The organism is Clostridium sp. CTA-1 (assembly GCF_054768215.1).
Map to the genome: position 1 here is coordinate 207,867 of NZ_BAAAAP010000002.1, position 21,098 is coordinate 228,964.

The window sequence follows — 21,098 nt, forward strand, 5'->3', positions numbered from 1 at the left end:
TTTATTTTGAGCGAGTATATTTTAAAAACAACAAATTTAAGTAAAAGATATAAAAAGGATTTTGCAGTGAATAATCTAAATATTAGTATAAAAAGAGGAGAGATTTATGGTTTTATAGGAGAAAATGGAGCAGGAAAAACTACATTTATTCGCATGATAACAGGACTTGTCTACCCTACCAGTGGAGAAATAAAATTATTTTCTAAAGAAGAGGGTGATGAATTAGGTAATGTTAGAAAAAGAATAGGTGCCTTGATAGAAAGACCAGCTTTTTATCCGTATATGACAGCCTATGAAAATTTAGAGGCTTTTAGGATTGAAAAAGGTATTCCAGGTAAAGAATGCATAGATAAAACTTTAAATTCTGTAGGTCTTTATGAAGATAAGAATAAAAAACTAAAGAACTTTTCTCTTGGAATGAAGCAAAAGTTAGCATTAGCTATAGCCTTATTAGGAGATCCAGAGTTTTTAATATTGGACGAGCCTATAAATGGATTAGATCCTATGGGAATTAAGGAAGTAAGAGAGCTTTTAAAAAAATTAAATAAAGAAAAAAACATAACAATGCTTATATCTAGTCATATTTTAGGAGAATTATATCAACTTGCAACCTGTTATGGAATTATTCATAAAGGTAAGTTAATGGAGCAGATTACATTAAAAGAGTTAGATGAGAAATGTAAAAGAAACTTAAGTATAAAAGTAGATGACGTAAATAAAGCTGCTGCTATTTTAGAAACAGAATTATCCACAAATAATTTTAAAGTTTTGCCAGATGGTACTATAAAGCTTTATGATTATGTGGATAATTCAAGATTAGTTTCTTCTACATTTACAAAACAAAATATTATAATTGATCAAATCATGCCAAATGAGAGCAATTTAGAAGAGTATTTTATAAATTTGGTAGGAGGCGATTTTAAATAATGTATAATTTAATTAAATTCGAATTTTATAAGTTAAAACATAATAGGGTATTTAAAAATTCACTTATTTTAATAAGTCTTTGTGTTGCCTATACCATATACTTATTCTTTTTTAAGGAACATACGTATAAGGTATTTAACTCTGCTTTTGGAGGAAGAGAATATGGATTTTGGCTAAATAATTTTAATAATAGGGGAAACCCAAAAGCTATAGAATTTGTACATTCAGCCCTTGGTTTTGTACCTGTTTTTGAAATATTAATTATGTTCATAGCAGGAGAATTTATAATTAAAGAATATTCCTATGGAACACTAAAGAATATTTTATCCTATGGACATAAAAGAGAGCAGGTTTATATATCAAAAATAATTATTATGTTTGTAGTTACATTTATTTTAACATTTTTATTGTTGTTTGGTACTGTTATAGTAGCTTTTATTAGTGGAGCTATAAAAAAAATTTCCTATGATGAAATAATACAGGTAATTAATTTTACGCTTCTAGTTTGGATTATTTTTGCAGCAATAGCTAGTATTTATACATTTTTATCTACATTAATAAAGAGTAAATCTTTAATTGTAGCTATAGGTATGGTATATATTTTCTTAGCAAATATTTTTATAGGAAGAGTTTATTGTCAAAGATATACTCCAACTTTTATGCTTATGGATATAGGCATTATGCCACCAAGCATACAAAATATACATCATATTATAATGACCTGCATTGCTTTAATTATAGTTACTAGTTTTCTAGGCGTTTTAGTATTTAAAAAACAGGATATAAAATAAAAATAGTAATTTGATGTACAGGTTATTTAATAATCTCTCAGACAAGACAAAACATAACACAAAAAGTCGGTAACAACCGCTTGAAAAAAGATAAGATATAGATACAGATAGGGGTGATGATTATGGGCTGGATTGAAGGAATTGGTGAAGCTATCAAATATATTGAGGAGAATATCACTGAAGAAATGTCAATAGAAAATATTGCGAAAAAAGCATTTGTGTCTCCCTTCTATTTCCAAAAAGGTTTTGCAATGCTTTGTGGTTTTACGGTGGGAGAGTACATCAGACAACGCAGGCTTACCATTGCCGGCAGTGAGCTTGTTTCTACTGATGAAAAAATAATCGATATTGCACTGAAATATGGCTACTCCTCACCGGATAGTTTCACAAAAGCTTTTACTCGGTTTCATGGTGTCACACCTACTGCTGTTCGAAAAGATGGAGCAATGATTAAATCCTTTGCTCCACTGAAAATCAAATTTTTATTGGAAGGCGGTTATATTATGGATTACAAAATTGTTGAAAAGGATTCCTTTACTGTCATGGGTGTATCAAAGGTGTTTAAATATGATAGTGCAACTACAAAAGTCCCACAGTTTTGGACAGAGCATTATGAAACAGGAAATGGGAAATTTGTATGTGGAATGTACGGGGTAAATATAGACGAGAGCATGGGCTCAGATGAGTTTGAATATTTGATTGCAGACAATTATAATCCGTCTATGGAAATACCTAATGGTTTTGTTACAAAGATTATTCCTAAATACACCTGGGCTGTTTTTGCTTGCAAGGGCCCAATGCCGAAATCTATGCTAGATGTGAGCAGAAAAATCTTCTCAGAATGGCTACCTAATTGCAAAGATTATGAAATTGCAGCAGGCTACAATATTGAAATGTACACTAATACGGATGATTATCCGCAAGGTAATCAAGATGAAAACTACTACAGCGAAATTTGGATTCCTGTTAAGAAAAAGTAACTACGTAAAAGGTCATAATTTTTAAAAAATGGAGAGGAGAGTAATATGATTTTTATTATAATAGTGCTAATAATTTTTTTATTGCTCTTACTCCCCTATGTATTTTTTATGAAAAGAGAAATAAAAAACATTACAATCCAATTAAATGAATATAATGATTTGAAATCATTAAAAAAGATAGATGCTACTCTTTTTGATAAAGAAATTGAGAATTTAGCCTATAGCATTAATAAACACATTGATATAAATATACAATCACAAATTAAGCAAAAAAGACTAGAAGAAGAAATAAGAAAAAATATAGCTAATATATCTCATGATTTACGTACACCCCTTACATCTATTATAGGTTATATACAAATGATAAAAAAAGGGAATCTATCAAAGGAAAAGCAAATAGAATATATAGACATAGCTGAAAGAAGAGCAAAGGATTTACAAAATTTATTAAGTAATTTTTTTGAACTTTCCATTATAGAATCACCAGATTATTATATTGAGCTTGAAAAGATTAATATAAATAATATACTGTGTGAAGTCATAGCTTCTTTTTATAATAGTTTTCTAGATAAAAATATAGCTCCTAAAATAGATTTGCCAAAGGACAACATTATGGTAATTGGAAATGAAGGGGCTATAAAAAGAGTACTACAAAATTTAATAGTAAATATTATAAAACATTCTAAGGAAGATGTTTATATAGGTTTAAAAAAAGAAAATAATAAAGCTGTATTAACTACAATTAATAGATGTGATGATATTAAAGAGGAAGATATAGATTTAATTTTTAATAGATTCTATAAAAAAGATGATGCCAGAACCAATAAGAATGAAAGCAATGGATTAGGCTTATCTATTTCTAAAAGACTTATGGAAAAAATGAATGGAGAAATTTATGCTGAAGTTCATGGGAATTTATTATATATTTTTTGTAAATGGAGTTTAAAATAAGAGGCTGTACTCAAAAATAAGTACAGCCTTTTTTACCTTGTGTATGTAAAACATATGTCTACCACAAGGTTAACCAACACATATTAAATTATACATATAATTTAATATCTAATTCAAGTAAGTTTTTAAAGTTCCTATTAAATTTATGCTTATATTCATTTATCTAGAGGGTAGTAGTTATAGGAAATAAAAATTTAAAGGCAATAACTAGTGTAAAAAAGGAACAGAAGTATTTTCTGTTCCTTAAAAACATTATCTAAATTTTACTATTCACCATAAGCCATCCAGCTAACTCCAACTCCATAAATTTCGGAATCTGACCAAGTGTGGATACATAGCGTAAAATCACGGTTAGTTACATTATCTACATATACTTTAACACGTGCATTATGGTTTTTTATTATATCAAGGCCGCTTAAAGCAACCATTACAGTTGGTTCTTTTTCAAATACTTCTTTGAAACTAATTGTAGTACGATATTCTCTTATACCATCACCATTTAGAAGATTCCAACCACCAATAGTTTGGTCATAATAAGCTTGTCCACTTCTAATTTGCATAATTCTCTCTCCCATCGTTTGGTTGAAAAATTAATATTAATAATTTAATTACAATATTATTATATGCTTAAAAATAATTTTTGTTACAATTATAGATTATAACTAATATGAGATATATTTAAGTGCTAAAAGTAATATATATACATGACTTTTAACACTGTTATAAATAGACATATTATTATATAATATTAACTGTATAGCATTTTATTGGAATATAACAAAAACTATAGATTTAGTTATAATTTTATATTATTACGAAATTGTAATAATTAAGTTCAGTATATTGTAATATAAATAGTTTAATATAGAGGTAAGTTGAATTAAGTAATTTTTATCTGATGACTACCTGCTCTAATACTCCCATCTTCTTCAAGGTGGGAGTAAAGAGCGGTTACGTCCCTGGATAACCATTTCCTCCTAAAGGATAACGACTTCTAAGGAGTAAAACTTCTAAGAAGTCTGTTAATAAGCTTTAGTGGGAGTAAAAACTCCCTATAAAGCCACGAACTCTGTTTATGGAACAGTGAAGTTTTATTATAAGAATTACTTTTTAGGGGATAAAAATTATTTAAAAAATATTTATAATTAGGGGATAGAAAGATGGAAAAAGAAAAAAATGCTTATATTAAGGAGATTATATTTGTTATATCTTTAGCTATAGTATTGTGTATGTTTGTAATGAGATAAAATAGATATTAAAAATAATAGTTTGTTTTTAAGTAAACAATAATCACTATAATAGCACAATAAAAATACTAAAAAGCATAGATTAATAGAAATGTTTACATGATTATTAAAAATCATAGTGGAGGTGGAACTATGGAATTATTATTAAAACAAAAGATAGATTTGATGACAGAGAATTATAATGAGCTTAAGAAAGCCTTTAAATGGGAGTATAGCATAGTAAAACATTTTGTGGCTATGAACTCAGCTATTAAAGATAAGAAGGTAAATGTTGAAGAAATTGAAGAGATAAAAGATTATATAAAAAAACAGGTAGGGCTATTTTCTCAGTTTAGAGGAATGAATTTATTTATTTTAAGTAGTCTTTTGTATTTAGAAAGTAATTACAAAGATTTTTTTGAAAACATGCAAAAGGTATACGAAAAAATGAGAGATGCAGGTTTTAGAAATAGTCAGTACTTACCTTTAGCTTCTTATACTATAGTTAAAGAAGTTTCTATGGATAAATGGGATGAAAAAATCCAAAGAATGAAGAATTTTTACTCTAATATGAAGAAAAATCATCCTTGGTTAACTACAGCAGATGATTATGTTCTTGCAGCAGTATTAGCTACTTCAGATTTAGATATAGAAAAAACTTCAGAAGAAATGGAGATTTGTTATAAACTACTCAACGAAAAGGCTTTTGTTAAAGGAAATTCCCTTCAAAGTCTTTCTCAAATACTTGCTTTGGGAGAAGAAGATGCACAAAGTAAATGCAGTAGGGCGGTGTCTTTATATAACGAATTAAAGAGTGAAAAGTGCAAATTAAGATATGATGGATTAGCTTCTTTAGGGGTACTAACTCTTATAGCTTCTAATGATATTAAGATAGTAGAAGAAGTAAAAGAGGTTTATAAGTATATAAAAGAAAAAGATGGTTATGGAATCTTTAGTATTGAAAAGTCCCATATAGTTATGTTAGCTATTTCTTTAGTAGCAGATTCTTATATAGAAAGAATTCAAAAAGGATTAATAGATATAACTTTGGCGAACAGTATAAATGCTATAGTAGTAGCACAACAACAGGCAGCCATAGCAGCAGCTTGTGCAGCAAGTGCAGCGGCGGCCTCATCAGCTAGTTCATAAAAAAGAATATTATAAACAATATAAGTATAATTGTTTTAAAAAATCTATTTTATTAAATGAGAGTTTTATTTATATTTTTTATACCCAAAATATTAGGAAATAGTAGAAAAGCCCCTATAAGTGTCTATTGAAAGGGCCTAAAAAGAATGCTATAATGTGGATTATTACAGGCTTTTGTATATAAATAAAGTTTATTAAGAAAAATATTTATTCATATAATATAATATAATATTTATTTTGTGAGGATGAAAAAATACTTTTTTAGGATAAAATGGGGGATAACTATGGTGGAAAATACAAATTTACTTAATAGCATATTTTTAAACCAATATAAAACACAAATGAATAATAGTAATAATACTAATACTGTTGATGGGAAAACATTGGGGAATTTTGACCAACAACAAGCAGTGCAGCAAATGGTTTTCCAGGTAGTGCTAAGTCAAATGATGAATAGTATGGGTAGCATGAGTAGTATGAATGGTATGAGTAGTATGAATGGCATGGATAGTATGAGCAGTATGGGCAGCATGAATGGTATGGGTAGCTTAGTAGCAACACAGGCATTATTAAGTAGTTTGACAAATACAAGCTCATTTAGTTTAGATAATTCATTGAATGCTCTAAGTAATTTTAATTCAACTATGAGAGGGGCAGCTAGTTCTTTATCTAAAGGCTATAATAATAGAGTGGATAATAGTTTTAGCAGTTTAGGTATACGTGCTTCAAAGTATGAATCTAATTTAAATCCCGCAGAAATCAGCGATGATCCAGGGGATTATGGCGGAAAGTCCTATGGAGCATGGCAATTTTCATCTAGAACAGGTTCTTTAGATTCATTTATTAATTCACTTAAAGGAAATAATAATGATATGTATTATAAACTTACATATGCAAAGTCTAAAGATAACGGTACATTTGGTGAAAATTTTGATGCCGCATGGAAGAGTATTTCAAGTCAAAATAAAGATAGATTTTTAAAGGTACAACAAAACTACGTAAAGGCAAACTTTTATGATACTGTAGCGCAGTCTTTGAAATCAAAATTTGATTTTGATATAAGTAAAAGAAGTAATGCTTTAAAGGAAAGTTTATGGTCTACAGTAGTTCAACATGGGGTAGGAGGAGCTACATCTATATTTTCAAAACTAAATTTAAATAATAATGATAGTAATATTATTAATGATTTATATAATGAACGTCAAAATGTAAATGTATATTTTAGAAGTAGTTCACCTGAAATAAGACAAAGTGTATACAATAGATTTACTAGAGAAAAACAGGACATGCTAAGTATGTTAAATGAACAATTTGTTTAAAAATACATATAAATTAGGAAAATGTAAAAAGCATTCAATCTTTGAGATTGGGTGCTTTTGTTAATATATATTCATAATTATTACTATTTTGTAATAATTAAATTTATAATATTGTAATAAAAGAGGTTTAATATATAACTTGTAGATGACAAGTCAAATAGAAAAAGAGGAGTGGACTTATAAATGGAATTATTAAAAGTTAAAGATCTTTGTAAAAGTTATGGAAAAGGTGAAATAAAAGTAAATGCCTTAAAAAATATTAATTTAACTATAAATCAAGGAGAATTTGTGGCTATAGTTGGTCCTTCAGGTTCTGGTAAAAGTACATTACTTCATCTTTTAGGGGGAGTGGATAAGCCAACCTCTGGTAAAGTTGTTTTAGAAGGTACAAATATATATTCTTTAAAGGAAAATGAATTAGCTATATTAAGAAGAAGAAAAATAGGATTTATATTTCAGTTTTATAATCTAATACCAGTACTTACCGCAGAAGAAAATATGGAAATGCCAGTGCTTTTAGATAATAAAAAACCAGATAAAAAATATATGGAAGAACTTTTAGATATATTAGGATTAAGAGAAAGAAAAAATCACTTACCTTCACAACTGTCTGGTGGACAGCAGCAAAGGGTTTCTATAGGTAGGGCCTTAGCTAATAAACCATCTATAATATTGGCAGATGAACCTACAGGTAATCTAGATTCTAAAAATTCCAAGGAAATAATAGAACTTTTAAGATATTCAGTTAAAAAATATAATCAAACCCTAGTGCTTATAACCCATGACTTAAATATAGCAAAAATGGCAGATAGAGTTATAACCATAGCAGATGGAGAAGTTAAAGGGGACGAGGTGACTAAAGTTGAAAAGCTATAGTGAAATTACAGGAAGATATTTAAAACAGAATAAGAAAAGAACAGTGTTAACCATAGTAGGAATAATATTAGCCATATCTTTATTTTCTGGTATAGGAAATTTATTTTTCAGTATGAGAGATAATTTTATACAAAGAGAAAGAGAGCAGAAAGGCAACTATGAAGTAAAATATTCAGGAGTAAGTGAAAATAAAGTAAATAAATTAAAAAATAATTTTGAAATTAAGGATTATGGTGTAAGTAAAGAAAATAATAGCTTTATTTTAAAGGATGACAAAAATGGTGAGAAAACAGGCAGTGATATTGGTAAAAATTCACCAGACAATAATCCTAAAATCCTAAATTTAGATTTTTATGATAATAGTATGTTAAATAATGTAATGACTATTGATATGAAAGAAGGAAGAAAACCCAAGGCAGCAGATGAAATAATACTAGAAAAAAAAGCAAAGAGAAAATTAGGGAAAAAAGTAGGAGATTATATAGAAGGAATTAATATGGATTCCGAAATACTTAAAAAGGCAATAAAAGACAATCCTCAAATACTTTTTAATCCTAATGAAAAGATTAATTTACAAAAATCGGATTCAAAAGAAGTTAAAAAGTATAAAATAGTAGGATATTTTGATGTTGAAACAAGTATATCAAGCAATTTTTATGAGGCTATAGGATATTTGGATAAGAACTCCATAAAAAATGATGATGAGTATTCTTTTTATGCAAATCTTAAAGAAAAGAAAAATAAGGTAGCTATAGGTAAGAAAGTTGGTAAAACCGTAGGGTTAAGCGAAAATAAAAAAATAAAGGATATACCGGAAATAAGTTTTAATGAAGACGTATTAAGACTTATGGCAGAGGGAAATAACACTTTATTAAATGAGGGGACAAAGGGAATATTTGTATTTATTGTAACCTTAATAATAGTATGTACTGTTGCTGTTATTTATAATGCTTTTAACATTTCTGTAGCGGAGAGAATAAATCAATTTGGTATATTAAGAAGTATAGGAGCTACTCCAGCTAAAATAAGAAAACTAGTATTTAAAGAAGCTTTTATAATGAGCATTATAGCTATTCCTATAGGAATAATTTCAGGATATTTAGGAATTTATACTACAATAAAGCTTATGTCAAATTCAAAACAGTTCATATTTGAAGGTTTAAAAATAGGATTTTATAAAGAGGTTATAATTATATGTATTGTACTTACAGCTATAACTATAATACTATCTGTGTTAGGTCCAGCTATAAAAGCCTCTAGGGTAGCACCAATAGACGCTATAAGAAATTCTTCAAACCTTAAAAAAGAAAAAATAAAAAGAAGAAAAGGAAGACTTACAAAATTAATATTTGGTGTAGAAGGGGCAGTGGCCTACAAAAATATAAGAAGAAATAATAAGAGATTTATAATAACAGTTTTTTCTCTTATGATATCTTTAATAATGTTTATAATTTTCACCTCTATGGGTAAGATATCAGGAGAAATTACTAAGCAATTTATGGATTCAATGCCTTTTGATGCTAGTATTCAAACAAATAAATCAATAGATCAAAAATTTATATCTGAAATTAGAAGTAAAGATGGTATAAAAGAAGTATATGCTCCAAAGATTAGAAATGCTTTAGTATATTTAGAAAAAAATATTTTAAATGAAAAATATTATGAAAAAATAAATAAAGAAATGCCTAAAAGTGAAAAAATTAAAGGAAAAGATTATGTCTGTTTAGATAATATAGCATATTCAGCCTATGATAAAGCTTCCTTTGAAGAGGCAAAAAACAATTTAGTAGATGGAAAAATAGATATAAAAGCTTTAAATAATAATGGAGTATTGCTTATAAATAGAAATGAGATAACTAAGAAAAACGGAGGAAAAGTAATATCAGATATTACAAAATATAAGGTTGGGGATAAAATAAGAATTCCAAGGACTAAAGATAAATTTTATCCTGAAAGAGGAGAAGAAAAGAAAATTAATTTAAAAGAAGAATATAAACAAGGTATAGAAAAAGGAGATTTCATTGAATTAACTATAGTAGGTATATTAAGTAAGGACAGTTTTAATGGAAATTTAGGTAAAGATAGTATAGGCTTAGTTTTTAGTGATAAATGTTTTGAAAATAATTTTGGCACATTACCTATAAAATCTGTTGCTATAACTTATAAAGATGAAAAGGCTAGAGAAAAATATGAAAGTTATTTTGAAAAAAAAGCAGAAGAAGTAGAAGGAAGCTATATGGATGTTTATAATATGAACAACCAAATGGAAAGCATTAACAAGCAAGTTGCGGTATTTATGTATGGTTTTATAACTATAATAACCATAATCGGAATGGTAAATATAATAAATACTGTAACTATAGGATTACTTCTTAGAAAATCAGAATTTGCAACTTTAACAGCTATAGGAATGACAAAAGCCCAATTAAATAAAATGGTAATGCTAGAAGGGTTACTTCATGGGGTATTTACCAGTGTATTTGGATCAATTATATCCTATGTATTATATAATTTCCTTTTAAAAAAGAGCTCAGATTTTATGAGTTTTGATATTAAGTTTCCTATAGATGTATTTGCAATAGGTATTTTAGGAGTAATAGCCATAACAATTTTAGCTTCAATAATACCACTTAGAAAACTTAAAAAGATGAGTATAGTAGAAAATATAAGAGCAAAAGAATAAAAATAGTATCAATAAGAGGATGTTTTAAAATAAATTTAATTTTAATGCCGCAAATAGAAAAAATATATTCATAAACAGAGTTCTTGGCTTCAGTGGGAGTTTTTACTCCCACTAAAGCTTATTCATATGTTTATTACATATATTTTTCTATTTGCTATATTAAAATTAGATTATATTAAAATACATTTTGTATTAGAATCTCAGCATAATTTGATTATTTATAGTAATATATATTTTGCATTATCTTCTAAATTTTAATTAGTGTAAAGTTTTTATGCTAGTTAATCTTTAAAAGTAATAATTACAGGTATAAATAATAATTACAATGGACTGAAAAAATTAATAATTAAAAATGATAGTTAAAAGCTTAAAGTTTAATCTATAATAATGGGGGAGAAAAATATGAAAAAAGAAATAATAGAAAAAGATAAGGGGAAAAATAAAAAAGGGGATAAAAAAAATGATGATTATATGGCCTTTTTAGGTATGATGGCAACATTGGATTTATTAGTTGTGAAGTAGGATTATAAAGACTTATAGCTCATAGTAGAGCTTAAGTCTATTTTTTTATAATTTAATTATATAAAATAACATTTAAAAATTTAGATGTTTTAATAGATAAATTACTTTTCTTTTAAATAATTATAATATAAATTATAATTAAATAAGGTATATATAATAAAATTATTAAGTTTTTTATCTATTGATAATTTAATTATATAGTTAGTAACTAATATAAGAAAAATTTATTCAAGTTTAAGAATCAAATGATTAAACATCCTATGGGATACTAAGAATATAAGAACGATTTTGGAATTAATCTGTTAATAATTATTAACAAAATAGATATATTTTATATTAAATGTTACAACTACATTATATAAGGAGAGGGTTTTGTGACAAAAATATTATTAGTAGAAGATGATATGGCCCTGGCCATTGGAGTGGAATATACATTAAAACAAGAAAATTATGAAGTTAAAAGAGCTAAAAATTTGAAAGAGGCTAGAAAGATTTTAAAAGAAGAAGAATTAGATTTAATTTTATTAGATTTAATGTTACCAGATGGAAGTGGATATGATTTTTGTAGTGAAGTAAGAGAAGAAAGCTTAATCCCAGTAATATTTATGACTGCCTGTGATGAAGAAGCTAATGTGGTTTTAGGATTAGACATGGGAGGCGATGACTATATAACAAAACCCATTAGAATAAGAGAACTTTTATCTAGGATAAATGCAGTTTTAAGAAGAAGAGCTAAGGAAACAGAATCAAAAAATAAGAATATAAAAGAGAATAATTTAAATAGTAATAAAATAATTTCAAAGGACATAATAATAGAACCCTTAAAAGCAAAAGTATTTAAAGGGGAAGAAGAAATTTTATTAACAGCAGGGGAATATAAATTACTTTTAATATTAGTAGAAAACAAAGGGAATGTGTTATCTAGGAATGTTTTATTAGAAAAAATTTGGGATGTGGATGGAAGTTTTGTAGATGGAAACACATTAAATGTTTATATAAAAAGGTTAAGAGAGAAAATAGAAAAAGATCCTAAAAAACCTGAATATATAGAAACTGTAAGGGGGATAGGTTATAGATGGAGTGAATAAAAGTGCTTTATAAGAATGTAAAACAATTTGTGTAAACTCCATTTAATATTTTAACTCAGTGTAAAGTAGATTGTGGAATTTTCAGTAGATAGTTACTACATATATATTAAAACTATAAAATATTATATTAAATCTTTATAAATTAATTTAGTACAACTGAGGGGGATAATTTTGTTAAAATATTTTAGAAATCCTGAAATTAAAGAATTAACTTTTAAATTCAGCATAATATTTATTTTATTTGCTACATTAACTACAATTTTTATAAAAGGAGAACTTAATAAATTAAATAAAGATTACATAAATCAAAATACCTTGATAGTAGGAAATATACTATCAAAACATCCAGAACTGGAAGAAGAAATAATACTTTCTTTAAAGAGTAATGAAGATGCAAGATATAATGAAGAAAAAAATTATAAAATAGGAAAGAATGTTTTAGAAAAATACTCTTATGATGAAAATTTAGAACTTTATAAAAATCCAGTATTAAAGAACTTTAGTATAAAATTTATATATAGAACCATAATTTATTTTGCTTTAGCTATTTTTATTATATATATAATAATATATGATAAGTTTAAGTATTTTTATAAAAAAGCAGAAGTGTTCACTAAAGCCTCAGAAGAAATAATGGATGGCCATTTCAATAAATTTGTAGATGAAAATAGAGAAGGAGATTTTTATATTCTTTCTTCTAAATTTAATTTAATGTCAAACAGATTAGAGGAATCTTTATTAAACTTAAAAAAAGAAAAAATATTTTTAAAAAATATAATATCAGATATTTCTCATCAATTAAAAACGCCGCTATCTTCTTTAATAATGTTTAATGAATTAATGAAGGATGAAAATATGCCAATAGAAGATAGAGAAAATTTTTTAAAACTTAGTGATGAACAGTTAAAAAGAATGGAATGGCTTATTATAAATCTTTTGAAAATAGGTAGACTAGAGGCTGGAGTAGTAGAATTTAAAAGAGAAAATAATCCCTTGTATGTCACGGTAAGTAAAGCATTAGCAGGTCTTAGTGAGAAAGCTAAGAGAAAATCACAAAAGGTAATAATTAATATAGATGAAGATGTATATTTTAAGCATGATATGGAATGGACAGCAGAGGCTATTTCTAATATTATAAAAAATTCTATAGAACATACAGATAATTATGGACAAATAAAAATAAGTTGTGAAGAAACACCAATATCTTTAACTATAAGTATAAAAGATAACGGAGAAGGAATACCAGAAAAATTACAAAATAAAATATTTGAAAGATTTTATAAAGGAGAAAATTCAGTTAATCCTTCCAGCATAGGTATAGGCCTTTCCCTTACCAAATCCATAATAGAATCTCAAAATGGAAGTATAATTGTAGAAAGCGAAGAGGGAAAAGGAACGGAATTTATAATAACATTTTTAAAAACTGTTATATAAATTGTAACTATTCAGGTAATATTTAAGGAATGAATTTCTAAAATCAAATTTCAATCGTTTCTTCGCTTCTTATTGCAAGTAATTACGGATAAATTTTATAAATTCTTTTATTTTAGATATTGTTAAGTAAAATCACAAAATTTGATATTAATGATGGTTAATTCTTACTTAAAATTTGATAAAATATAACTAGTAGGGAAATAAAAAAATAAATAAGTATGGGAGGGTATGATTTTGGATAAAAATATTTTAGAGGTAAAAAAACAAAGAATAATGAGAACCATAGAATCCTTACAGGAAAATAATATGAATGGATATTTAGTTAAGGATAAGGATGAATTAATAGATAAAATAAAAGAAATAGTAAAAGAAGGAGCTAAGGTTTCTTGCGGTGGTTCTATGACTTTATTTGAAACTGGAGTTATAGATCATTTAAGATCTGGAAGATATGAATTTTTAGATAGATATAAGGAAGGCTTAACTCCACAGGATATCAAAAATGTATTCAGAGAATCATTTTTTGCAGATGCCTATTTTGCAAGTTCCAATGCTATAACTGAAAAGGGAGAATTATATAATGTAGATGGAAATGGAAATAGGGTTGCAGCTATGCTTTATGGACCAGATAAGGTTATTGTTATAGCCGGAGTAAATAAAATAGTGAGAGACTTAGATGAAGCCATAAAAAGAAACGTATATGTATCAGCACCAGCTAATACTAAAAGATTACAAAGAAAAACTCCTTGCACAAAGCTAGGATATTGCATGGACTGCAAAAGTGAAGAGAGAATATGTAATGAGTATACATTGATAAAGAGACAAGGAAATAAGGATAGAATTCATGTAATATTTATAAATGAAGATTTTGGATACTAATTATTATAAAAATCACATAAGTTAAATTAAGCACACCATTAATATTATTTTTGTGGTGTGCTTAATTTAGTATAGATTCAAAATTTTAATGATTTATAACACCGCTATCTCTTATGTCATTAAGAGGAGCCATTATAGTTGTACCGTTATTTAAACTTTCCACTGTAGCCATTTTAGAATATTCATCTACGGATCTTATAATTACAGGTTCGCCTTTACAATAAACATCCGTTTCTCTAGAATTAATTAACTGAGAAGCTCTAATTGCGTCCATTTTATTCACTCCTTTAGCACTAATTTTTCTATTGTCCTTTATTAGTTTTTACATTTCTATATAAAATATGTAGACATTATATTTGTATTTCTGTATAATGTGTTTAGACAATTTAATTTTGAAATTTTAAAGTAACAGAGTAGGTAATTACACGTTAAGGTTTAGAGGACGGGAAGTTGTCTCTAAAAGAAAAATCTTTAAAAGATTTGCGATGTATTACCGCATTCCGCTGTTACATTAGAGAGTTATATTCAAAACACTTATTTTTCTCTTTAGTGTAATCTAGTGGAGAAAATGAGTGTTTTTTTATTTTAAAAGGGGGAGCAAAAATGAAAAAAGAAATTCAAGTGAAAACAATGGTACTATGTGGACTTTTTATAGCTGCAGCTATAATATTAAGATTTTTTAGCATAATGGTACCTATAGCCGGAGCTGGTGCTATGAGGATAAGTTTTGCCGGTATATTTATTAAAATGCCAGCAGTGCTTTTTGGTGGAGCTATAGGCGGTGTTGTTTCTGGGGTAGTAGACATATTAGCTTATATAATAAAACCTATGGGAGCATATATTCCATTTTTAACATTGACTAGTATATTAAGTGGTATACTTACAGGAATAATATGGTTTAAAATTAAAAATGTACATATAGATAAAATAGAAAAATATTATCCAATATTTTTTATGGTTTTAGGTTCATTAGCTGGTGCTATTCATTTAATGACATTACTGCTAGATAAATCCTTTTCTTTTAAAATAATGAATATATTAGGTAAAAAATATATATTTGTTTTGTCAGCTATAGAAATAATAACTATATTTGTTTTAATAGTATTTATAATAAATATTAAATTGAAAAACAATAACACTGTTAAAGATATATATGAGAATTACATGAAAATGATTTTAGCTATAGGAATACCAGGAATAATAGTATGTACTCTAAATACCTATATACTATTAATGTTTATACCAGGACTTCAAGGAAAAAGTTTTATGTTTTTATGGATACCAAGGATTGTAGAGGAAGTATTTATGATAGTATTTGAATCTTATGCAGTATCATTACTATTAAGGGTATATGAATCAGTAGTGTTAAAAATAAGTAACCAATAATAAAGAAGTTGCAACGCAACTTCTTTATTTAGAGTACAGAGTAAAATGAACAGAGAACAGATGAGGAAGCTTTTACTTCGCTCCGCTCTGTAAAATCTACAATTATATTCTTATTTTTAAGATATTTATATATTTATCTGATGACTACCCGCTCTAATACTCCCATCTTTTTCAGAGTGGGAGTAAAGAGCGGGTACTTCCCTGGATAACGATTTCTAAGTGTATTAAAAATTTTTAATTATTTATATTCTTTTCAGTAAGGATCTCAAAAAAATTTTCCATAGAAAATTGATGCGTAGCATGTCAATAGACACTTTTAGTTATTTGCCTATTGAAGATTAACTGGGATAAATTGTATAATAAACTTAATAGAATATCAATTTTTATATTAGGGAGGTACTTTATGTTTCTCTTCAATTACGCAGATGGGGCATCAGCATTAAGCGTATGGGGTGTTTGGATAATTGTTTTTGTAGCGCTTTTTGGTTTTAATGAAATAGCTCGTAGATGGAAAACTATTGGTTTTCTCTGTTTTTTTATTTTACCACTAATACTTTCAATATTGTGGTTTACAGTATTAAGTGATACAACTTATACAGACTGGTTTCATTTAGCGAAGGTGTATTCTTCTACAGCAGGATGTATAGGTTTTTGGTGCATCAGGCATGTTAAATGGAAAAATAAACTCACAGGTGAAGAGTGCAGATTATCCGATAAAAAATGGGCATTATGTTTTCCACCACTTATTCTCGCTATCAATATTATAGAGGCAGTAGCGCGGGATTTCCAAGTTGGTATTCAATATCATGGTGGAGGAATTTTAGCAGATGAAGCTATGTATGTACTTGGGGGTTCTTGGAATTTTATGAATGGCATAGCAGGTATCTTAAATATAATAACTATAACCGGATGGTTTGGAATTTGTATAAAAAAACAGACTGCTAAGGATGGAAGCAAAGATATGCTGTGGCCTGATATGCTATGGTTTTGGATAATAGCATATGATTTATGGAATTTTGCTTATACGTATAATTGTCTGCCAGGACATGCTTGGTATTGTGGATTTGCTTTGTTATTGGCTCCAACTATTTGTGCATTTACTGTGGGAAAAGGAGCATGGCTACAGCACCGTGCACAAACACTGGCATTATGGTGTATGTTTGCACAGACCTTCCCATCATTCATTGATAAGGGGGCTTTTGCTGTTAAGTCACCCTACAATCCAGCACTACTATTTGCATTTAGCTTCGTAGCACTAGTTGTAAATATAGCAGTATTTATTTATATGATTTATAAAATAGGTAAGACAAAGAGAAATCCTTATCTTGGCGAGCTTTATACAGATTTGGGAAAATATAAGGAAGTTAAATCACTTGCAGAATAAATATCATGTTAATAGGATAACAGTTTTTATTTATCAAATAGAAAAAGAGTATAAATAAACTTTAATATAAAATGGGGGTATAGGTGATATGGACAAATATAAAGTTATTGAAATTAAGAAAAGTGTTTTCGAAGATAATGATCAACAAGCGAATTTGCTTAGGGAGGAATTAAGAAAAGAGAAGACTTTTTTATTAAACTTGATGTCATCACCAGGCTCAGGTAAAACAACAACTGTTTTAAAAACAATTGAAGCTTTGAAAGATGAAATGAACATTGGTGTTCTAGAAGCAGACATTGACTCTGAAGTTGATGCCCATACTGTTGCTCAGACTGGTGCAAAAGTAATCCAATTGCACACAGGTGGAATGTGTCATCTTGATGCAAATATGACCAAGCAAGGTCTATTGGGTCTTGGAACAGAAGGAGTTGATTTTGCCATCTTAGAAAATGTAGGCAATTTGGTATGTCCAGCAGAATTTGACACTGGTGCATCAAAAAATGCCATGATTTTAAGTGTACCAGAGGGTGACGACAAACCTTTGAAATATCCTTTGATGTTCTCTGTTGTTGATGTTGTATTAATTAATAAAATAGATGCAATAGCTAATTTTGACTTTGATTTTAAGGCAGTGGAAGATCGTATAAAAAAATTGAATCCTAATATTAAGGTTATCAAAATCTCTGCTAAAACTGGTGAGGGAATTGATGAATGGATCAACTGGATACGTACTGAAGTAAAAAATTGGAGGGTATAAATAAGTAGCTGTGAAATTTAATTTGGGGGGAAATAGATATGGTAAAGAAAAAAGTACTTGAACTGGCCAATAAAATTGCTGCTGGGATTACTGGGGGGTTAGTAAAAGTAAAACCAACGGACCCGGAATATAAAATTCTTGCCACAGTTACTACAGATGAAATGGCAGAAGTAGCACTTCATCTAGAGATCCGCAAACCCAAAAGCTTAGAGGAGGTTGCGGATCTTTGCAAAAAACCTGTAGATGAAGTAGAGAAGATTTTATACAAGATGGCAGTTGATGGCTCTGTTAAAGTAGAAAAGGAAAATGGTGTTGATAAATATTTTCTTGAACTTTATGTTCCTGGCGTTATGGAATATATGGTTGCGAATAGGGAAAATATAAAAAAGTATCCAGTAATTCCTGAATCCTTTGAAGAATATACAAGAAAATTAGGTGGATTAATGGCAGGAAATATTCCTGTAGGAATGGGTGTAATGAGAGTTATACCAATTGAAAGCGCCATTGAAGGTGATACAAGAAGAGCCTCTTATGAGGAAATTTCAGACCTGATTAATAAACATGAGGTTTTCTCTGTTGCGGATTGTGCATGTCGTACATCCATGAGAGTTATTGGGCAAGGTTGCGGACATACCGTTGAAGAAATGTGTATTCAGCTTGGTCCAGCTGCTGAGTATTATATTCGAACAGGAAGAGGTAGACGTATTACTAGAGAAGAAGCTATTGCTATTTGTAAGAAAGCTGAAAAGGAAGGTTTGATACATCAGATACCTAATTTATCAGGACCAGGAAAAACCCTTGCTATTTGTAATTGTTGCGGATGTTCCTGCTTTGGATTAAGGAATGCCAATCTTTATAGAAACCCTGATTTTTCAAGATCAAATTATGTTTCACAAGTGGATAAAGATAAATGCGTTGCTTGTGGACAATGTGTAGAAAATTGCCCATCTAATGCATTAACACTAGGGCAAAATTTATGCACAAAGAAACCTGTTATAGTGGAGAAGGAAAAAGAAACGCCATACGATACTAAGTGGGGGAAGGACAAATGGAATCCTGATTATCGTCATCGTAAAGTTGTTGCTGAGGGTGGAACAAGTCCATGTAAATCTGAATGTCCAGCTCACATAGCAATTCAAGGGTACATCAAGATGGCATCTCAAGGAAAGTATAGAGAAGCCTTGGAGCTTATAAAGAAAGAAAATCCCTTCCCAGCAATTTGCGGACGTATTTGTCCAAGAAAATGTGAGTCTGCTTGTACAAGATCAGATGTAGATGAGCCACTTGCTATTGATGAAATCAAAAAGTTCATTGCAGATCAGGACTTAAAACAAGAACATCGCTTTGTACCTGAAAGGAAAGATAATAGAGGGGAGAAAATTGCTGTAATCGGTGCAGGTCCTGCAGGCTTATCTTGTGCTTATTTCTTAGCTGTTGATGGTTATCAGGTAACAGTGTTTGAGAAGCAACAAAAGCTTGGTGGTATGTTAACCCTTGGAATTCCTTCCTTTAGACTAGGAAAAGAAGTAGTAAATGCAGAAATCGATATTTTGAAAGAATTAGGAGTAGAATTTAAAACAGGGGTTCAGGTTGGCAAAGATACTACTTTTCCTGAACTGAGAGAACTTGGCTACAAAGGGTTTTATGTAGCAATTGGCGCTCAAGCTGGCCGAAACCTAGGGCTTGAGGGTGAAGAAGCAGAAGGGGTAATGACAGGTGTAGATTTTTTAAGAAAAGTAAATTTAGGTGAAGATTTGAAAATGGAAGGGGAAGTTATCGTCATTGGTGGAGGAAATGTTGCTATTGATGTTGCTCGAACTGCTGAAAGAATTGGTGCTTCACAAGTAGATATGTATTGTTTAGAAAATAGACAAGAAATGCCTGCACTTGGGGAAGAAATTGAAGAAGCATTGTCAGAAGGTATTACCATCAACAATTCTTGGGGACCAAAACGTATAATTCAGGAAAATGGGCATGTTGTTGGTGTGGAATTTAAAAAATGTATTTCTGTCTTTGATGAAAATAGAAAGTTTAATCCTAAATTCGATGAAAATGAAACAAAGATCGTTAAAGCAAACAGTGTATTGACTTCAGTTGGTCAAGGAATGAATTGGGGTGAATTATTAAAAGATACTAAGATAGAATTAAATCCAAATAGGACAATAAAAGCTGATCCTATCACTTTCCAAACAGGAGAGATAGATGTATTCGCTGGTGGAGATGCGCTAACAGGACCAAAGTTTGCTATTGACGCTATTGCTTTAGGTAAGCAAGGTGCCGTTTCAATTCATCGCTATGTTCATGGTGATAACTTGACAATAAGCCGTGAAAGGGAATATCGTGCTCTTGACAAAGAAAATTTAAACATGGATGGCTATGATCGTTTGCCTAGACAAAGACCACTTCATGTTGAAGGAAATGAATCAAAAGTAACCTTTAAGGATTTGCGTGGTACATTTACTGAAGAGCAAATAAAGAAGGAGACTAAGCGTTGTCTTGGCTGTGGTGCTGTGGTTGTAGACCAATACCAATGTGTGGGCTGTGGAATGTGTACTATAAGATGTAAATTTGACGCAATCTCACTGATAAGAAAATATGATAGTTCTGGTGTAGAGTTTAAAGATATGAAACCTGCAGTTATAAAACATGTTATAAAACGTCAAGGAAGAATTGCAGTGAAAAGTGTAAAAAAATCAGTAAAATCAATTTTCTCAAGAGAAAAAGACAACATATAATAGTTAAAGCATTA

General features: G+C 28.8%; 17 protein-coding genes and 1 riboswitch. Of the genes, 15 read left to right on the forward strand and 2 right to left on the reverse strand.

Annotated features, from left to right (window positions below; genetic code table 11):
• Positions 1-6: 6 nt before the first annotated feature.
• From ACYUEW_RS02545 to ACYUEW_RS02560, 4 genes are all read left to right on the forward strand, one after another.
• Entirely contained in the window at positions 7-927 is a 921-nt protein-coding gene (locus ACYUEW_RS02545; protein WP_460276178.1) for an ATP-binding cassette domain-containing protein, read from the forward strand.
• Positions 927-1,718 (forward strand): ABC transporter permease, encoded by a 792-nt coding sequence (locus tag ACYUEW_RS02550; protein ID WP_460276179.1) that lies wholly within the window; start codon positions 927-929, stop codon positions 1,716-1,718. The genes ACYUEW_RS02545 and ACYUEW_RS02550 overlap by 1 nt, the downstream gene beginning before the upstream one ends.
• Before the next feature lie 122 nt (positions 1,719-1,840).
• Positions 1,841-2,698 carry an AraC family transcriptional regulator gene (locus tag ACYUEW_RS02555; protein WP_460276180.1) on the forward strand — a complete coding sequence of 286 codons (858 nt, stop codon included), beginning with the start codon at positions 1,841-1,843 and terminating at the stop codon, positions 2,696-2,698.
• A 45-nt stretch (positions 2,699-2,743) separates the two neighbouring features.
• Positions 2,744-3,649 carry a sensor histidine kinase gene (locus ACYUEW_RS02560; protein ID WP_460276181.1) on the forward strand — a complete coding sequence of 302 codons (906 nt, stop codon included), beginning with the start codon at positions 2,744-2,746 and terminating at the stop codon, positions 3,647-3,649.
• Between the two features lie 266 nt (positions 3,650-3,915).
• On the opposite strand, the gene ACYUEW_RS02565 is transcribed toward ACYUEW_RS02560, so the two are convergent.
• A complete protein-coding gene (locus tag ACYUEW_RS02565) occupies positions 3,916-4,209 on the reverse strand; it encodes an H-type lectin domain-containing protein (RefSeq protein ID WP_003488913.1) in 294 nt (97 codons plus the stop codon).
• Between the two features lie 819 nt (positions 4,210-5,028).
• On the opposite strand from ACYUEW_RS02565, the gene ACYUEW_RS02570 reads away from it, so the two are divergent.
• The 7 genes from ACYUEW_RS02570 (at position 5,029) to ACYUEW_RS02600 (ending at position 14,822) form a co-directional block, all read left to right on the forward strand.
• Positions 5,029-6,024 (forward strand): DUF4003 domain-containing protein, encoded by a 996-nt coding sequence (locus ACYUEW_RS02570; protein WP_460276182.1) that lies wholly within the window; start codon positions 5,029-5,031, stop codon positions 6,022-6,024.
• Positions 6,025-6,308: 284 nt separating this feature from the next.
• Positions 6,309-7,343, forward strand: coding sequence for a VgrG-related protein (locus ACYUEW_RS02575; protein ID WP_163243726.1), 1,035 nt, complete (start codon positions 6,309-6,311; stop codon positions 7,341-7,343).
• Between the two features lie 183 nt (positions 7,344-7,526).
• On the forward strand, positions 7,527-8,219 hold the full coding sequence (locus ACYUEW_RS02580; protein ID WP_003488916.1) for an ABC transporter ATP-binding protein: 693 nt from the start codon (positions 7,527-7,529) through the stop codon (positions 8,217-8,219).
• Entirely contained in the window at positions 8,206-10,902 is a 2,697-nt protein-coding gene (locus ACYUEW_RS02585) for an ABC transporter permease (protein WP_460276183.1), read from the forward strand. Before ACYUEW_RS02580 ends, ACYUEW_RS02585 begins: the two co-directional genes overlap by 14 nt.
• 896 nt (positions 10,903-11,798) lie before the next feature.
• Positions 11,799-12,512, forward strand: coding sequence for a response regulator transcription factor (locus ACYUEW_RS02590; RefSeq protein ID WP_003488920.1), 714 nt, complete (start codon positions 11,799-11,801; stop codon positions 12,510-12,512).
• A gap of 171 nt (positions 12,513-12,683) precedes the next feature.
• Entirely contained in the window at positions 12,684-13,946 is a 1,263-nt protein-coding gene (locus ACYUEW_RS02595) for a sensor histidine kinase (protein WP_163243728.1), read from the forward strand.
• A 234-nt stretch (positions 13,947-14,180) separates the two neighbouring features.
• Positions 14,181-14,822 carry a lactate utilization protein gene (locus tag ACYUEW_RS02600; protein WP_163243729.1) on the forward strand — a complete coding sequence of 214 codons (642 nt, stop codon included), beginning with the start codon at positions 14,181-14,183 and terminating at the stop codon, positions 14,820-14,822.
• 85 nt (positions 14,823-14,907) lie between these two features.
• Here the strand turns inward: ACYUEW_RS02600 and ACYUEW_RS02605 are convergent, their stop codons facing one another.
• Complete coding sequence (locus tag ACYUEW_RS02605; RefSeq protein WP_045517944.1) at positions 14,908-15,096, reverse strand: H-type small acid-soluble spore protein; 189 nt, start codon at positions 15,094-15,096, stop codon at positions 14,908-14,910.
• Positions 15,097-15,229: 133 nt separating this feature from the next.
• Positions 15,230-15,330: riboswitch (THF riboswitch) on the forward strand.
• A 95-nt stretch (positions 15,331-15,425) separates the two neighbouring features.
• Here ACYUEW_RS02605 and ACYUEW_RS02610 point away from each other — a divergent pair.
• The 4 genes from ACYUEW_RS02610 to ACYUEW_RS02625 all read left to right on the forward strand — a co-directional run bounded on the left by ACYUEW_RS02610 (position 15,426) and on the right by ACYUEW_RS02625 (position 21,084).
• Positions 15,426-16,208 carry an ECF transporter S component gene (locus ACYUEW_RS02610; protein WP_163243730.1) on the forward strand — a complete coding sequence of 261 codons (783 nt, stop codon included), beginning with the start codon at positions 15,426-15,428 and terminating at the stop codon, positions 16,206-16,208.
• A 403-nt stretch (positions 16,209-16,611) separates the two neighbouring features.
• On the forward strand, positions 16,612-17,592 hold the full coding sequence (locus ACYUEW_RS02615; RefSeq protein ID WP_045517948.1) for a DUF5692 family protein: 981 nt from the start codon (positions 16,612-16,614) through the stop codon (positions 17,590-17,592).
• 88 nt (positions 17,593-17,680) lie between these two features.
• Positions 17,681-18,349, forward strand: a complete 669-nt coding sequence (hypB, locus tag ACYUEW_RS02620; RefSeq protein ID WP_257411741.1) for a hydrogenase nickel incorporation protein HypB — start codon at positions 17,681-17,683, stop codon at positions 18,347-18,349.
• Between the two features lie 38 nt (positions 18,350-18,387).
• The gene (locus ACYUEW_RS02625) at positions 18,388-21,084 is read left to right on the forward strand and encodes an FAD-dependent oxidoreductase (RefSeq protein WP_460276184.1); all 2,697 of its coding nucleotides are present in this window, start codon (positions 18,388-18,390) and stop codon (positions 21,082-21,084) included.
• Positions 21,085-21,098: the final 14 nt, after the last annotated feature.

Bases quoted from the DNA above. Each gene is read 5' to 3' on its own strand.
- ACYUEW_RS02550 (WP_460276179.1), top strand. From the start codon at position 927: ATGTATAATTTAATTAAATTCGAATTTTATAAGTTAAAACATAATAGG.
- ACYUEW_RS02555 (WP_460276180.1), top strand. From the start codon at position 1,841: ATGGGCTGGATTGAAGGAATTGGTGAAGCTATCAAATATATTGAGGAG.
- ACYUEW_RS02560 (WP_460276181.1), top strand. From the start codon at position 2,744: ATGATTTTTATTATAATAGTGCTAATAATTTTTTTATTGCTCTTACTC.
- ACYUEW_RS02565 (WP_003488913.1), bottom strand. From the start codon at position 4,209: ATGCAAATTAGAAGTGGACAAGCTTATTATGACCAAACTATTGGTGGT.
- ACYUEW_RS02570 (WP_460276182.1), top strand. From the start codon at position 5,029: ATGGAATTATTATTAAAACAAAAGATAGATTTGATGACAGAGAATTAT.
- ACYUEW_RS02575 (WP_163243726.1), top strand. From the start codon at position 6,309: ATGGTGGAAAATACAAATTTACTTAATAGCATATTTTTAAACCAATAT.
- ACYUEW_RS02580 (WP_003488916.1), top strand. From the start codon at position 7,527: ATGGAATTATTAAAAGTTAAAGATCTTTGTAAAAGTTATGGAAAAGGT.
- ACYUEW_RS02605 (WP_045517944.1), bottom strand. From the start codon at position 15,096: ATGGACGCAATTAGAGCTTCTCAGTTAATTAATTCTAGAGAAACGGAT.
- ACYUEW_RS02610 (WP_163243730.1), top strand. From the start codon at position 15,426: ATGAAAAAAGAAATTCAAGTGAAAACAATGGTACTATGTGGACTTTTT.
- ACYUEW_RS02615 (WP_045517948.1), top strand. From the start codon at position 16,612: ATGTTTCTCTTCAATTACGCAGATGGGGCATCAGCATTAAGCGTATGG.
- hypB (WP_257411741.1), top strand. From the start codon at position 17,681: ATGGACAAATATAAAGTTATTGAAATTAAGAAAAGTGTTTTCGAAGAT.
- ACYUEW_RS02625 (WP_460276184.1), top strand. From the start codon at position 18,388: ATGGTAAAGAAAAAAGTACTTGAACTGGCCAATAAAATTGCTGCTGGG.